The sequence below is a fragment of the Virgibacillus sp. JSM 102003 genome (assembly GCF_041949995.1).
GTDB lineage: Bacteria > Bacillota > Bacilli > Bacillales > Amphibacillaceae > Lentibacillus.
The window spans coordinates 24,696-40,625 of sequence record NZ_JBHFQH010000020.1 but is presented as its reverse complement, the minus strand read 5'-3'; the positions used below and the strand labels follow the sequence as shown (position 1 = coordinate 40,625).

The following is a 15,930-nucleotide window of genomic DNA, read 5'->3' as shown; positions in this document are numbered from 1 at the left end:
AAAATAGAGTTGAATGTTATGATACAAACAGGTATTATGGTAGATGTTTAATACTAGTAAAGAATGGTTAATATAATTTATAAAAACAAACTTCTATTCTAGCTTCCGACAACTCTTCATTTCTGTTAGAACAGACCATATAACTAATAAACCCGAGTAACTAACTCATAGAAAAAATTGACTTTTTGCCAAGCTTTACTGGCAGAAGCCTTAGTTGCACTTATGCAGTAAAAAAGGATTTATACTTTCTTATCTGAACTTCATACTTTTGTTTAAATTTTAAAATGTAAAAATGAATAGGCGTGGTGATTAAATGGCTGAATTATCAATCTCTCACCTAGAGACGTTAACATTGAAGGATGTATATGCTCTAGCACGAGAGCACAAGGTTTCTTATTATTCGAAACTGACAAAAAAAGAACTTATTTTTGCTATACTTAAGGCTCAAGCTGAAAAAGATGGCTACTTATTTATGGACGGGGTACTTGAGATTATTACATCAGAAGGGTTCGGTTTCTTACGACCAATCAATTACTCTGCAAGTGCAGAAGACATATATATATCTGCATCCCAGATTCGCCGCTTTGATTTAAGAAATGGGGATAAAGTATCTGGAAAGGTACGCCCTCCAAAAGAAAATGAACGCTATTATGGACTTTTGCATGTAGATGCGGTTAATGGCGAAGATCCTGAAACTTCAAAGGAACGTGTGCATTTTCCTGCTTTAACAGCACTATATCCTGATCGGTTTATGCAGTTGGAAAAAAACACGAAAAGCCTTTCTACCCGAATTATAGATCTGATGACTCCAGTTGGCTTTGGACAGCGAGGTTTAATTGTTGCACCGCCAAAGGCTGGTAAAACTGTACTATTAAAAGAAATAGCAAATAGTATCTCAGCAAATCATCCGGATGCAAAACTGATTATTCTGCTAGTGGACGAGCGTCCTGAAGAAGTTACGGATATCGAACGTTCCGTACATGCTGATGTCGATGTAGTTAGTTCAACATTTGATGAAGGTCCAGAAAGTCATATTAAGGTATCTGAGCTTGTCTTGGAACGAGCAATGCGATTAGTTGAGCATAAACGTGATGTAATTGTATTAATGGATAGTATTACCCGTTTGGCACGTGCATACAATCTTGTTATTCCCCCGAGTGGCAGAACACTCTCAGGTGGTATAGATCCTGCTGCATTCCATCGTCCTAAACGGTTCTTTGGAGCGGCACGTAACATTGAAGAGGGCGGAAGTTTCACGATTCTGGCAACTGCTCTAGTTGATACAGGTTCACGGATGGACGATGTTATTTATGAAGAATTTAAAGGAACAGGTAACATGGAACTTCATCTTGACCGCAGTCTGGCTGAGCGTCGGATATTCCCGGCAATCGATATTTTAAAATCAGGCACACGAAAAGAAGAATTGCTCGTCTCCAAAGAACACTTGGATAAAATTTGGGCTATCCGAAAAACGATGCAGGATTCACATAACTTTCTCGATCGCTTCCTGAAACGGTTAAGATCGTCGAAGAATAATATGGAATTTTTTCAGCAAATGGAAGAAGAAATGAGCCGCAAAGGAATTAAGAAGTAAACCGACAGTTGAGAAATCTACCTTAAAAGGGGCCAAGTTTTCTACCCTTGGGAAGTTTTTAGCTATTGCAATCAATCCTATAGACTGTTATAATTTTTTTATGTGAGTTTAGATAAGGTATTGTGCCTATGACGGCTCTTGCAATAAACTCTGTTCCAAAGGATTCAGGGCAAAAAGGAGTGGAAAGACATGAAAAAAGATATTCATCCAGAATACAGAAAAGTTGTGTTTCTTGATACAAGCTCAGATTTTAAATTCATGAGTGGCTCAACACAAGACTCAGAAGAAACTATTGAGTGGGAAGATGGTAACACATATCCATTGATCCGTGTTGAAATCAGTTCAGATTCACACCCGTTCTACACAGGTAAACAAAAAGCTGACAAAGTTGGCGGACGTGTAGACCGATTCAAGAAAAAATATAATATGAACTAAAAGGCTGAATGAACTGGGGAAAAATATATTTTGCACATAGCGTGCTTTGTATCCCAGTCCTGAAGCTGGATTGATAAAAGGCTGGATAGCTCAGTCAAAAGTAGAAACAGGCAAAATGTCTTACCTTTGCCTGTTTTTTTACTTTCATTTTTAAACAAACGACTTAGTATGTGGGATAGGATAACCTAATATTAGAAAACTTAGCTGATAAATGCTAAAGGTCCTATCAATATTTGTCGAAATTAGTGTTAAACTATAATATAAATACATATACGTTGAAGGGAGATCCCGCATATGTACATTATGAAACAAAGCGGCTGGGTAGAAGTAATCTGTGGTAGTATGTTTTCCGGTAAATCAGAAGAACTTATACGCCGCGTACGCCGTGCAACATATGGCAACTTATCTGTACGCGTATTTAAGCCAGCGATTGATGATCGCTTTGCAGATGATTCAGTTGTAACCCATAACGGCACATCGGCTATTGCCCGCCCTGTCAAAAACTCAGATGAAATTCTGGAAGATATTGATAATGAAGTAGATGTGATTGGTATTGATGAAGTCCAATTTTTTGATGAAAATATTACAGCTGTTGCTGATGAATTGGCAAATAAAGGCATTCGTGTAGTTATAGCAGGTCTGGACACAGATTTTCGCGGGGAACCGTTTGGACCTATGCCAAAATTAATGGCGCTGAGCGAATCAGTGTCTAAGCTTAATGCAATCTGCCCAGTTTGCGGATCACCAGCAAGTCGTACACAACGCTTAATTGATGGGAGACCAGCATCATATGATGACCCGGTAATAATGGTAGGAGCATCTGAATCCTATGAACCAAGATGCCGTCATCACCATGAAGTCCCAAACAAACCCAGAAATGAAGCAGTAAAAACCCTATCAAAACTGTCCAAGTAAAAGAGTGCATTCGCGCTCTTTTTTTGTTTTTGGTTAGAGGTGGTTGGGGCTGATTTTGGCCTGAAAACTGAATAATTGCTAGTGAGTACTGAATCAAGCGTAACGAAAACTGAAACAGCAGTGTTGAAAACTGAATAAACAGCAATCTGCCCCGAATTAGACTGAATAATTCATGTGAAGACTGAATCTCGTCGCAGTGTCCCACCAAGATAGGAAGATTTTCTGCTGAGGCAGAAAATCACCATCTTCTGAAATCAGCCTAATTTTGGCCTGAAAACTGAATAATTGCTAGTGAGTACTGAATAGGCTGCAACGAAAACTGAAACAGCAAGGCTGAAAACTGAATAAACGGCAATCTGCCCCGAATTAGACTGAATAATCCAGGTGAAGACTGAATCTCGTCGCAGTGCCTCCCCCGCCAAGATAGGAAGATTTTCTGCTGAGGCAGAAAATCACCATCTTCTGGATTTGGCCTAATTTTGGCCTGAAAACTGAATAATTGCTAGTGAGTACTGAATCAAGCGTAACGAAAACTGAATCAGTAGTGTTGAAAACTGAATAAACAGCAATCTGCCCCGAATTAGACTGAATAATTCATGTGAAGACTGAATCTCGTCGCAGTGGTCCCCAGGGTAGGAAGAATTTCTGCTGAGGCAGAAAATCACCATCATCTGAAATCAGCCTGATTTTGGCCTGAAAACTGAATAATTGCTAGTGAATACTGAATCAAGCGTAACCAAAACTGAAACAGCAGTGTTGAAAACTGAATAAACGGCAATGTTGCACAAATTAGACTGAATAATTCATGTGAAGACTGAATCTCGTCGCAGTGTCCCACCAAGGTAGGAAGATTTTTGTGTTCGTCTTGCTTTTAGCTTGAAAACTGAATAAACATAATAAAAGACTGAATTACTTGCAAAAAAACTGAATTCAAGAAAAAATTCCCAATATTGCACCCTAACTGACCAATATTAGTAACAGAAAATCATTAAACTAGCTGAACTTTGCGATCAAAATATAAAAGTCACTGCTGCATTTAGAGTGAATTTTTAATTTCTAATATAAACATTCTGGTAAAATACTATTTTCATAAAAAGGACCACAAGTTATATATAACAGTGTATATTAAGTTTATATATAACTTGAAAGGTTGTGGGCAAATGATTATTAAACCACATGAAATGAACATCTACAGTTTGAAGTTAGAGGCACTGGGCAGGAGGACAGAAGATTACCACCGAGAAAAAAGTAAGATTCAGGATGAAATTGTGAAAAACAAGAGTGGTATAAAGGGGGAACGTGAAATCAGCTATCCTCTTTCGTTTCTTACTCCTGAAGATTACTTAATTCTGCATAACCTCCGTGTTCCGAGCTTACAAAGTCACTTTGAAATTGACACTCTTATTCCAAGCAGAAACTATTTATTAATTGTTGAGGTCAAAAATTGGTATGGCACATTATATTTTGACGGAGAGAATCAAGTGATTCGCGTAGGAGACGACGGTAAAGAGGAAGGTCTGCCTAATCCAATTCCTCAAGTTGAACTACAGCGCCACAGATTACGGTTATGGCTAAATCAGCAGAATTTCCCACAAATTCCGCTATTATACTTCGTTGTTTATAGTTCCCCAAGTACAATAATTAAACCATTGTCCTCTAACAATCCTGTACCAAAAGAAGTTATTCATAGCAATTTACTTTTTCATAAAATAAAAGAATTAAACCGACAATTCAGGGACCCCATTTTTGATATGGACATGCTTCAACAACTATCTTCTAAACTACTAGCTGATCATACACCTTATGATACTAATGTTCTTAACAACTTTAGTGTCAAAAGAAGTGAACTGATTAAAGGAGTATTTTGCCCACAGTGCTCATCGGTACCAATGGAAAGACTAAATCGTAAGTGGCATTGCAGGCATTGTAATCACTTTTCAGCAAATGCACATATACCAGCATTGAATGATTATTATTTATTGTTTGGTGAAAACATAAGGAACAGGGAGGCGAGGGAATTTCTGATGGTAGACTCTCCTGAGGTAATGAAAAATTTGTTGTTGAACAGCGGATACAGTTATACTGGTAACACAAAATCACGGTCTTATCGATTAGAATTAAAATAAGATATTTCTGCTCGAAAACTGAATTAGCGCTAACGAGTACTGAATCAGGTACAACGAATACTGAATAAGCTGCAACGAAAATTGAATAAACGCCACATTGTCCCAATAAAGACTGAATAATTCGTACGAAGACTGAATCGCACAACCGCACAACCGCATAAACCCGCAACCGCGCACCCACGCAACCGAACCCCAGCACCCCAAATTAAAAAGACACTCTGCAAAGCACAGAAAGACACCAGAACAAAAGTAAACTTTGACCTCCACACGGGAGTATACTATAATTATACTGTTAATCAGAAAGAGGTGACCGTGATGTTAGAACGTATACAATCATTGGAAAATCGTTATAATAAATTAAATGAACTACTTAGTGATCCGGATATTATAAGTGATACGAACAAATTGCGGGAGTATTCGAAGGAACAAGCAGGTCTTGAGGAAATCATTCAGGTATACCGTGAATATAAGGATAAGATGTCGCAGTTGGATGATGCAAAAGCTATGCTTGAAGATGATCTTGATGATGAGATGGATGATATGGTTAAAATGGAAATTGAGGAATTAAAAGAAGACACAGAATCGCTGGAAGAGAAGCTGAAAATTCTCCTTCTGCCAAAAGACCCGAATGATGATAAAAACGTTATTATGGAAGTTCGTGGTGCTGCCGGTGGTGATGAAGCAGCGCTATTTGCTGGTGATCTTTACCGTATGTATTCCAAGTATGCCGAGATGCAAGGATGGAAAATCGATGTCATTGAGGCAAGCTCTACAGGAGTTGGCGGGTATAAAGAGATTATTTTTATGATCAATGGTACTGGAGCATACTCCAAGTTGAAATATGAAAATGGTGCACACCGCGTTCAGCGTGTTCCTGAAACAGAGTCTGGTGGCCGGATTCATACATCAACGGCGACAGTAGCTGTACTGCCTGAGACAGAAGATGTTGAAGTTGATATTCATGAAAAAGATATTCGTGTAGATACATTCGCATCAAGTGGTCCTGGTGGGCAAAGTGTTAACACTACAATGTCCGCTGTTCGTCTGACTCATGAACCAACAGGTGTTGTGGTATCATGTCAGGATGAAAAATCACAGATTAAAAACAAGGAAAAAGCGATGAAAGTATTGCGGGCGCGTATTTATGATAAATTTCAGCGTGAGGCACAAGCTGAATATGATGAGCACAGAAAATCAGCAGTTGGTACAGGAGATCGTTCGGAACGTATTCGTACGTATAATTTCCCGCAAACTCGTGTTACCGATCACCGCATCGGTTTAACAATTCAGAAGCTTGATCAGGTATTAGAAGGTAAGTTAGATGACTTTATTGATGCAATGTTAGTTGAAGAACAAACCAAAAAACTAGAACAAATTGGTGAATAAAATGGAAAAAGAATCCAAACAACATGAAGTCCTTCAGTGGGCTTCTCTTTTTTTAAAAAAACATAACCGTGAACCAAGAGTCGCTGAGTTGTTACTGCAGCATTTTCTTGTAGTATCCAGATCGGAATTCTTTACGATGATGCGTGATCCAGTTCCAAAAAAAGTCGAAGCGCAGTTTCAGGATGCTATTGAAAAGCACGCAGAAACCGGTGTTCCAATCCAGCATATTATTGGTCATGAAGAATTTTACGGCAGGAAATTTCGTGTGAACGAGTATACCCTTATCCCTAGGCCAGAAACGGAAGAGCTTGTCCAGCAAGTTATTCAAACATCAGTAAATGAATCATGCACAATTGTCGATATTGGAACAGGCAGTGGGGTTATTGCTGTAACGCTGGCACTCGAACTTCCAAAAGCGACTGTTTATGCGACCGATATTTCAGAGGATGCGCTTATTGTTGCAAATCAAAATGCAAAACAATTGGGTGCAAAAGTCACATTCCTACAAGGTGACTTCCTTGAACCGTTCATTGGGGAAAAGGCAGATATTATTGTTTCAAACCCGCCGTATATTGCTCCTCAGGATAAAGCTAATCTCACAGATACGGTGGAAAAATTTGACCCGGAGCTTGCGCTTTTTGCTGATGAGAATGGGTTAGCTGCATATCGTCAAATCATCGCAAATATTCCTTGTGTCATAAATGATTCTGCTGCTGTTTTTTTCGAAATTGGTGACGGCCAAGGTGAAGCTGTTCGGGATCTTTTAACTGAACAATTCCCAACGAGTAACGTGCAAGTCATGAAAGACATCAACAAAAAAGACCGAATTATCCAAGCTCTCGTGTAAAAAAATAATAGATTACTAGTTTAAAAAAATATTCCCCTGCCCATACTGTTTGTAAATCAGATGGAGGGGGATTATAACGATGAAGAAACTAGTAATTTCAGCAATTATATTTTTTATTATTATATTATCGATGCCTGTTAAGGGAATAAGTGATGAATCAAATTCCGATTCCAATATTAAAGTTATACCGGATGAGGCGATCCGGTTACGCATTCTAGCAAACAGTGATAATGAGGAAGATCAGCAATTAAAACGTATGGTCCGCGACGAGGTTAACGCTGTTATTTCCGAATGGGTGAAAGAGATAACGGACATTAATAAAGCTAGAAAATTAATTGAAGAACGCATCCCAAAAATTGAAGCAATTGTAGCAGAAGTACTGAAACAGGAAAACAAAGAGCAATCGTATAAGGTAGAATATGGAACGAATGTCACATTTCCGGCAAAGTTATATGGAAATTTTCTATATCCACCTGGTGAGTATGAAGCGGTTTTGATAACGCTCGGCCAAGGTGAAGGTGCTAATTGGTGGTGTGTTCTATTTCCTCCGTTATGTTTTTTGGACTTTTCTAATGGAACGAGTGTAGCCAGTGCAAGTACTGACAAAGAGGTAGCTGACAGAGAGGAAACTGAAAAGGATGAACAAGCTGAAGTGAAATTTTTTCTCTTTGAATGGTTTGGTTGGTCATAGACTTCATAGTTTTTGCATAGAATATTAGAAAACGCGGCTTATACGTAAGCTTAAGTTAAAACTATCAAAAATCATAGAGGTGAAAAAAATGAAGCTAATCGCAGCGAACCAAACATCTCAGGAGAAACTGGAAAACTTTCTAAACAGCAATGACAACGTGGAACAGGATTTGTTAAAGAAAAAAGGTTATGTCGTGGAAATTGAGGATAATATCGAAGGATGCTTTATATTAGATTCCATTGAGGAAGGTATATATTGGCTAAAACAGCTTTATATTACGAAAGACTACGCGAAATCGTTACCTATATTGCTGGAAGCTATTCTAGCAATGGCAAAAGAAAAACAAGCGAAGAAGGTATTTGTCCACAGCCACCAGCCAATGGTCGATGTTTTACTGGAAGCATTACAGTTTTATCCACAAAAAGAGAATGTTTTCGTGGATAAACGTCCAATCGACAAAGGCAGTTGGTGGACTTATAACGTATCTTAATCACATATCCACACTTATGCACAAATTCTTGTGTATAAGGTGTTTAAAAACTGTGGATTTAATATATAACTTATTAACAATCCCCCGTTAATAAGGCATAATTTGTGGATAGTCTGTGGAAAAATCTCCAACAGGCTATTTTTTTTGCCAAAAAAACCACCATCGACTAAAATTAACGTTAGAAAAGAGGCTCAGCGATGGTTCAAACAAAACGATGGAATGTACAAACAAATAAAATGGCAATCAAAGAAGCGGCCACCCTATTAAAAGGTGGTAAAACAGTAGCTTTTCCAACTGAAACGGTCTATGGATTAGGGGCAGATGCAACAAATGAAACTGCTGTATCAGGAATTTTCAAAGCAAAGGGAAGGCCTGAAGACAATCCGTTAATCGCCCATGTTGCCACAAAACAGCAATTAGGCAATTTGGTAAGCTCACTATCACCAACTGCAGAAAAGTTGATTGATGCATTCACTCCTGGCCCGGTAACGTTTGTCCTGCCAAGTAATGGAACGTGCGCATTTAATGTAACAGCAGGGTTATCCACAATTGGTGTTCGAATACCAGATCATCCGGTTGCGAACAAGTTACTAAAAGAATGCGGTATACCAATCGCCGCTCCGAGTGCAAATGTTTCCGGAAAGCCAAGTCCAACAACGGCTGACCATGTATGGGCAGACTTAAATGGGAAAATTGCCGGATTAGTTGATGGTGGGCCAACTGGAGTTGGTGTTGAATCGACAGTGATTGACTGTACACAGGAAATACCGATCATCTTAAGGCCAGGTGGTTTAACAAAAGAACAGCTTGAACGGGTAGTTGGTAAGGTTATAATTGATCCTGCACTGGCAAATACATCCGAGAAGCCAAAAGCTCCTGGAATGAAATATCGGCATTATGCACCAGAAGTACCATTGTGGTTAGTAGATGGTTCACCTGAAAAAATGCAGGAAATAATAAATGACGAACGAGCTCAACATAGTCGTGTAGGCGTGATGGCAAGTACTTCCACATCGCAAAAACTAACAGCTGATCGAATTATACCGCTTGGCGTCGACTTAGAGGAAATTGCGGCCACCCTTTATGATGCCTTACGTGAATTCAAGGATGGAGATATAGATTTAATTATTTGCGAAACGTTTCCAGAAACAAGTATCGGTGAGGCAGTTATGAATCGCCTGAAAAAAGCATCCTCAGCTTATCTGAAAGATTAACATCACATATTTTCACTTGGACATGCATATAGTTTAATAGCATATCCGAGGGGGATGGAGGATGTCGGTTTATCAGATTGGGGAAGTAGTATCGCTTTTATTTATGGCACTTGCGTTAGGAATGGATGCATTTTCAGTTAGTTTAGGCATGGGAATGCAAAAGATTCGGTTAAAGCGTATTGCATTAATTGGAATCATAATCGGGTTATTTCATATCATAATGCCATTTATTGGTATCATGCTGGGACAAGCAATCTCCACACAAATCGGGCAGTTTACAACACTTGCTGGAGGTTTGTTGCTAGTTGGAATTGGTGCACAAATGGTATTCTCAGCATTTAATCATGATACAAAAAAAATTGTACAACCAGTAGGAATTGGTTTATTATTTTTTGCCATTAGTGTTAGCCTTGATAGTTTTTCGGTAGGATTGAGTCTAGGCATGTCTGAAGTAAAAACAATGATAGCACTAATGCTGTTTGGTGTTGTCAGCACCGTTTTAACCTGGGCGGGAATGATTTTAGGAAAAAAGGTACACGGATTGCTAGGTGTGTACAGTGAAATTTTAGGTGGCAGTATCCTTTGCAGTTTCGGTCTCAATATTCTATTTGGATAAAAATTGGTTTACTGGGTTTCCTGCTACTGAAGGAGACCTTTTTTCATGGAATTAAATTCTCGCAAGACTAGAAGTTAATTATTTTTTTCTAAAAAGAATATCCTTTTAAAGTGTCTGACAATCTCCTTTATTCTATGGTATAGTTTGAATGTGGATTTAGATAATCGGAGGTATCCATATGAAGATATTGTTCGTGTGTACAGGAAATACGTGCCGGAGCCCAATGGCAGAAGCGTTAATTAAACATAAGATGCCTGATATTCAGGTGCAGTCGGCGGGGATTTTTGCAGGGGAAAATCAACGTCCGAATAACTATGCAATACAAGCCTTGCTTGAGCGTGGAATCACTTTGGACACTAAATCGCAGCCTGTTACAGATAAGCTTTTGCATTCGTCAGATTTAGTGATCACCATGACGACGCAGCATAAACAATCCCTAATATTGCAGTACCCTAATTTTCAGGACAAATATTTCACGCTAAAAGAGTACGTATCAGAATCGGATAAAAAAGTATGGAATGAACTTAAGAAGGCCTATGCTGACTATGAAGAGAAACGATCCCAGTTTATTCACAAAAATCAGCATGAGCTTAAAAATCATCGCTTGGAAGAAGAGCTTACAAAACACTTACAGGATGACATTGAGCACATTCAGAAACTGGAAGCTAACTTAATTAATTATGATATTTCCGATCCGTTCGGAGGCGATTTTAAAACATATCAAGCGACATTAGAAGAAATGGAAAAGCATATTGATTTACTGCATAAAAAAATAAACGACCCTAACACTTAAAAAATGAAACGATTTGATGCATAATAAAAGCAGGATATTTTCAACTGAGAAGGAGAGATGAGCGATGAAAGTTATTCTAACAGCAGACCATGCGGGTATGACAATTCGTAATGAAGTGAAAAACCTGTTGGACGAAATGAACATTGAATACGAGGATACTGGTTGTTCTTGCGAGACATCAGTTGATTATCCAGACTATTCTTTACCTGCCGCTGAACGTGTTGCCAGTGGTGAATTTGACCGTGGTATCTTTATTTGCGGAACAGGGATCGGCATGTCGATTTCAGCAAATAAAGTAAAAGGTATAAGATGTGCACTGACACACGATGTTTATAGTGCAAAATTAACTCGACAGCACAATGATTCCAATGTGCTTGCAATGGGCGAGCGTGTAATTGGCCCAGGTCTTGGCCGAGAAATCGCCAAAACATGGCTGGAAACTGAATTTGACGGCGGGCGTCACGCAAATCGTATTGGAAAAATCACATCATACGAAGATAAATAAAGTCTCCTTATACAGGATGGTGAATTATGATGGCAGATTTAATAAAGAAAGTCGAGCGTGATGTGGAAGCTGTTGTTACAGAATGGATTGACAGCGGACATCTTAATCAGGGCGAACTATTTGTAGTTGGCTGTTCAACAAGTGAAGTAGCTGGCTCACAAATAGGCACGTCAGGAAGTGAAGAAATTGCTTCAGTTATTTTTAAAGCGTTAACAAGGCTAAAGGAGCAAACTGGTATTCAGCTCATTTTTCAATGCTGTGAACATCTGAATCGGTCCTTGGTTATGGAAAAAGAAACAATGCAACAGCAGCACCTAGATGAGGTTTCCGTTATTCCGGTGCGAAAAGCAGGTGGATCAATGGCAACGTTTGCTTATAAGAATTTGGTTGAACCAGTAGTTGTCGAAACTGTCCAGGCAAACAGTGGGATGGATATCGGTGAAACAATGATCGGCATGCACTTAAGACAGGTAGCAGTTCCACTCCGATTTCGACAACGGATGGTGGGTGATGCACGGGTGACCACTGCACGTACACGGCCAAAATTAATTGGCGGTAAGCGAGCAGTATATGAAGATATAGATTTAAATAATCGTTGCACTTAATTTACACAAGGGGGAAGTAAAATGGATCATGTTAAACAAGCAGATAATGAACTATACAATGCAATACAAGCAGAAAAAACGCGCCAGCATGAAAAAATTGAACTAATCGCATCTGAGAACTTCGTATCGGAAGCAGTTATGGAGGCAATGGGTTCCGTACTGACGAACAAATATGCAGAAGGTTACCCGGGTAAACGCTATTATGGTGGCTGTGAGCATGTTGATGTCGTGGAAAATCTGGCACGTGATCGCGCGAAGGAATTGTTTGATGCAGAACATGCCAACGTTCAGCCGCATTCAGGTGCGCAAGCAAATATGGCTGTTTATTTTACCGCATTGGAACCAGGTGATACGGTTCTTGGGATGAACTTGAACCATGGTGGTCACCTAACACATGGAAGCCCAGTAAATTTCAGTGGCAAGCTTTATAATTTCGTTGACTATGGTGTCGATAAGGAAACAGAGCAACTTGATTATGATGCAGTTTTAGAACAGGCAAAAGAAGTACAGCCGAAGTTGATTGTTGCGGGTGCCAGTGCCTATTCACGTGAAATTGATTTTGGCAAATTCCGTGAAATTGCCGATGCTGTAGGTGCATATCTCATGGTTGATATGGCGCACATCGCCGGTCTTGTAGCTTCAGGCCTCCACTCTAATCCTGTACCGCATGCAGACTTCGTCACAACTACAACACATAAAACATTACGTGGCCCACGGGGTGGAATGATTCTCTGTAAAGAAGAATACGCGAAAAAAATAGATAAATCCGTATTCCCTGGCATGCAGGGTGGCCCGTTAATGCATGTGATTGCTGCAAAAGCAACATCATTTAACGAAGCGTTATCAGATGATTTTAAAACATACTCTACACAGATCATTGAAAATGCAAAAACTTTGGGTGAAGCTTTGACAAATGAAGGAGTTCGCATTGTATCAGGAGGAACAGACAATCATTTACTACTGCTTGACGTTACGCCACTGGAACTTACGGGTAAGGTAGCTGAAAAAGTACTGGATGAAATTGGTATTACAACGAATAAAAACACAATTCCATTTGATACGGAAAGTCCATTCGTAACTAGCGGCGTCCGAATTGGTACTGCTGCTGTGACAACACGTGGTTTTGCTGAGGCAGAAATGAAAGAAATCGCATCAATAATTTCATTTACGCTAAGAAATCATGAAGATGAAGTTAAATTAAGTGAAGCTGCAGATCGCGTTAAAGCGTTAACTGGCAAATTTCCACTATACGCATAATTAATTAGGGTGTTCCTTTTTGAGGAGCATCCTTTTTGGCAGATAAGAGAGTATAAGGGGTTAAAGAAGTAAAATACGCTTTCATAAGAATCCCTTTAATAAATGCCAAGTTCTCTAACAATATTTTTAAAGAAACTGGTTAAAAAAGTTATTTTTACGGTTCACTTGAAAGCTTGTCCGTTTTTCAGTACAATTTTAAAGATGCAATAATTAATAAGGAGTGATCGGCAAAATGGGAAATGTACACGTACTGGATCATCCGTTAATTCAACATAAGTTAACGTACATAAGAGAGAAGTCTACAGGAACAAAAGAATTTCGTGAGCTTGTTGACGAGGTTGCAATGTTAATGGCTTTTGAAATCACAAGAAATTTGCCACTGCAGGAAAAAACAATCAATACACCAGTGATGGAAACACAAACAAAAGTTTTAGCTGGTAAAAAAATTGGGCTTATTCCAATTCTTCGTGCTGGTCTTGGAATGGTTGACGGCGTATTGAAGCTGATTCCAGCAGCAAAAGTAGGCCATGTTGGTTTATACCGCGATCCGGAAACCCTGAAGCCGGTCGAGTATTACATTAAACTTCCATCAGATATTGAAGAGCGTGAATTAATCGTAATCGATCCAATGCTTGCTACGGGTGGATCGGCAAATGATGCAATTCATTCCCTGAAAAAGCGAGGAGCTAAGCAAATCCGTCTGATGTGTCTGATTGCTGCACCTGAAGGCGTGGAAGTAATTAAAGAAGAGCATCCGGATGTTGATATTTACCTTGGAGCGCTTGATGAAAAGTTAGACGATAAAGGCTATATACGACCAGGCCTTGGCGATGCTGGCGACAGGCTTTTTGGTACAAAATAAGTTTAAGGTGGAAGTATTATGAGTAGACGGATAAAAGTCATGACAATATTTGGAACAAGGCCGGAAGCGATTAAAATGGCACCGCTTGTTCTTGAATTGAAAAAACGTCCAGATGAATTTGAGCCAATTGTAACTGTCACGGCTCAGCACCGGGAAATGCTCGATCAAGTGCTTGATATTTTCGGAATAACTCCTGATTTCGATTTAAATATTATGAAACAAAAACAGTCATTGGCACAAATCACAACACGAGCACTAGAGGGCTTGGACGAGGTTATGAAAGATACCAAGCCAGATATTGTACTTGTCCATGGTGACACGACTACAACATTTGCTGCTTCCCTTGCTGGTTACTACAATCAGATTGCGGTTGGACATGTTGAGGCAGGCTTGCGCACCTGGGATAAATATTCACCTTACCCAGAGGAAATGAATCGACAGCTGACCGGTGTTATGGCAGATTTGCATTTTGCACCAACTGATAAATCAATGCAAAACCTGTTGGAGGAAAATAAACCGTCTAACCGGATTTTTGTTACCGGAAATACAGCAATAGATGCATTGAAAACAACGGTTGATGAATCCTATTCGAGCCCGATAATCGACGCACTTGGTGACAAGCGGTTAGTTCTTATGACAGCACATCGCAGGGAAAATCTCGGTAACAATATGGAGCAAATGTTCCGAGCTATAAAACGACTTGTCGAAACGCATGACGATGTTCAGGTTGTCTATCCGGTTCACCTGAATCCAGTCGTTCAGCAAACCGCAAATGATATTTTAGGTGATGACGGTCGTATTCAATTGATTGAGCCACTAGGTGTTGTTGATTTTCATAATTTTGCCGCCAGGTCCCATTTAATTATGACCGATTCAGGAGGAGTCCAGGAAGAAGCACCATCCCTGGGAGTACCTGTTCTTGTTCTGCGTGATACAACTGAACGTCCGGAAGGTATAGACGCCGGAACTTTAAAACTGGCAGGAACTGATGAAAATACTATCTTTGACTTGGCTAACGAATTACTGAGTGATAACGAGGCTCATCTGGAAATGACTAAAGCTTCCAATCCGTATGGCGACGGAGAAGCATCGCGAAAAATAGCCGACGCGATAGCGGGATATTTTAATCGCTAAGTAATAATAGGCTGGGAAAAAGTGTACTAGTCAAAGTATAATCCGAACTGTGATTCGAAAATTCTGAGATAGAATTCGAATCAGTTCGGATTTTTTTGTTGCAGGCATAACTACTTTCAAAAAGGTTTGTGCTGATTAGATATAAGATGTGGATTAGTAAAGATTTTCGTTTGTTCTAATGATGGCTGAGTGCTTGAATTCGTTCCGGCAGAATACTTCGCTTTCCATGGGCACGACCTCAGCCTCCTTGCCCCGGCAAGGGGTATGCCGACGTTGTCCGCAAAGGACGGTTTTAGTCGGCCATCATTTAATCGCTTCCTCCGGGGTCTTCGGAACGTGCTGTTCCCATAGGAGTCTGCGAATTCTGCCTCCACTGGAAGAGGTTTCCTGATTAGAGTCTAAAGTGTTTCCTATGGCTAAGAAGCAATATCACAATAAGCATTGATTAATTTATAGGATA

The 15,930-nt window shown here is 39.6% G+C and carries 16 protein-coding genes; all 16 read left to right on the top strand.

From position 1 onward, the window contains the following. Positions 1–313 precede the first annotated feature (313 nt). Complete coding sequence (gene rho, locus ACE1TG_RS17935) at positions 314–1,594, top strand: transcription termination factor Rho (protein WP_375053778.1); 1,281 nt, start codon at positions 314–316, stop codon at positions 1,592–1,594. Between the two features lie 189 nt (positions 1,595–1,783). Next, on the top strand, positions 1,784–2,029 hold the full coding sequence (locus ACE1TG_RS17930) for a type B 50S ribosomal protein L31 (RefSeq protein ID WP_375053777.1): 246 nt from the start codon (positions 1,784–1,786) through the stop codon (positions 2,027–2,029). A 294-nt stretch (positions 2,030–2,323) separates the two neighbouring features. Further along, on the top strand, positions 2,324–2,944 hold the full coding sequence (locus ACE1TG_RS17925; RefSeq protein ID WP_375053776.1) for a thymidine kinase: 621 nt from the start codon (positions 2,324–2,326) through the stop codon (positions 2,942–2,944). 1,160 nt (positions 2,945–4,104) lie between these two features. Then, a complete protein-coding gene (locus ACE1TG_RS17920) occupies positions 4,105–5,070 on the top strand; it encodes a nuclease-related domain-containing protein (RefSeq protein ID WP_375053775.1) in 966 nt (321 codons plus the stop codon). 315 nt (positions 5,071–5,385) lie between these two features. Then, complete coding sequence (gene prfA, locus ACE1TG_RS17915) at positions 5,386–6,456, top strand: peptide chain release factor 1 (protein ID WP_375053774.1); 1,071 nt, start codon at positions 5,386–5,388, stop codon at positions 6,454–6,456. Between the two features lies 1 nt (position 6,457). Next, complete coding sequence (gene prmC / locus ACE1TG_RS17910) at positions 6,458–7,303, top strand: peptide chain release factor N(5)-glutamine methyltransferase (RefSeq protein ID WP_375053791.1); 846 nt, start codon at positions 6,458–6,460, stop codon at positions 7,301–7,303. Positions 7,304–7,382: 79 nt separating this feature from the next. Then, positions 7,383–7,994: a stage II sporulation protein R gene (gene spoIIR, locus ACE1TG_RS17905; protein ID WP_375053773.1), complete on the top strand. Its 612-nt coding sequence runs from the start codon at positions 7,383–7,385 to the stop codon at positions 7,992–7,994. An 88-nt stretch (positions 7,995–8,082) separates the two neighbouring features. Next, the gene (locus tag ACE1TG_RS17900; protein WP_375053772.1) at positions 8,083–8,484 is read left to right on the top strand and encodes a GNAT family N-acetyltransferase; all 402 of its coding nucleotides are present in this window, start codon (positions 8,083–8,085) and stop codon (positions 8,482–8,484) included. A 197-nt stretch (positions 8,485–8,681) separates the two neighbouring features. Beyond that, positions 8,682–9,698 carry an L-threonylcarbamoyladenylate synthase gene (locus ACE1TG_RS17895; RefSeq protein WP_375053771.1) on the top strand — a complete coding sequence of 339 codons (1,017 nt, stop codon included), beginning with the start codon at positions 8,682–8,684 and terminating at the stop codon, positions 9,696–9,698. Between the two features lie 61 nt (positions 9,699–9,759). Further along, positions 9,760–10,314: a manganese efflux pump MntP gene (locus ACE1TG_RS17890; RefSeq protein WP_375053770.1), complete on the top strand. Its 555-nt coding sequence runs from the start codon at positions 9,760–9,762 to the stop codon at positions 10,312–10,314. 178 nt (positions 10,315–10,492) lie between these two features. Then, the gene (locus ACE1TG_RS17885; protein WP_375053769.1) at positions 10,493–11,107 is read left to right on the top strand and encodes a low molecular weight protein arginine phosphatase; all 615 of its coding nucleotides are present in this window, start codon (positions 10,493–10,495) and stop codon (positions 11,105–11,107) included. A 64-nt stretch (positions 11,108–11,171) separates the two neighbouring features. Continuing rightward, entirely contained in the window at positions 11,172–11,612 is a 441-nt protein-coding gene (gene rpiB, locus ACE1TG_RS17880; RefSeq protein WP_375053768.1) for a ribose 5-phosphate isomerase B, read from the top strand. A 29-nt stretch (positions 11,613–11,641) separates the two neighbouring features. Then, entirely contained in the window at positions 11,642–12,217 is a 576-nt protein-coding gene (locus ACE1TG_RS17875) for a TIGR01440 family protein (protein ID WP_375053790.1), read from the top strand. 21 nt (positions 12,218–12,238) lie between these two features. Further along, complete coding sequence (locus ACE1TG_RS17870; protein WP_375053767.1) at positions 12,239–13,474, top strand: serine hydroxymethyltransferase; 1,236 nt, start codon at positions 12,239–12,241, stop codon at positions 13,472–13,474. Between the two features lie 232 nt (positions 13,475–13,706). Next, positions 13,707–14,336 (top strand): uracil phosphoribosyltransferase, encoded by a 630-nt coding sequence (gene upp, locus ACE1TG_RS17865; protein ID WP_375053766.1) that lies wholly within the window; start codon positions 13,707–13,709, stop codon positions 14,334–14,336. Positions 14,337–14,354: 18 nt separating this feature from the next. Beyond that, on the top strand, positions 14,355–15,470 hold the full coding sequence (gene wecB / locus ACE1TG_RS17860; RefSeq protein ID WP_375053765.1) for a non-hydrolyzing UDP-N-acetylglucosamine 2-epimerase: 1,116 nt from the start codon (positions 14,355–14,357) through the stop codon (positions 15,468–15,470). The last annotated feature ends 460 nt before the right edge of the window (positions 15,471–15,930 follow it).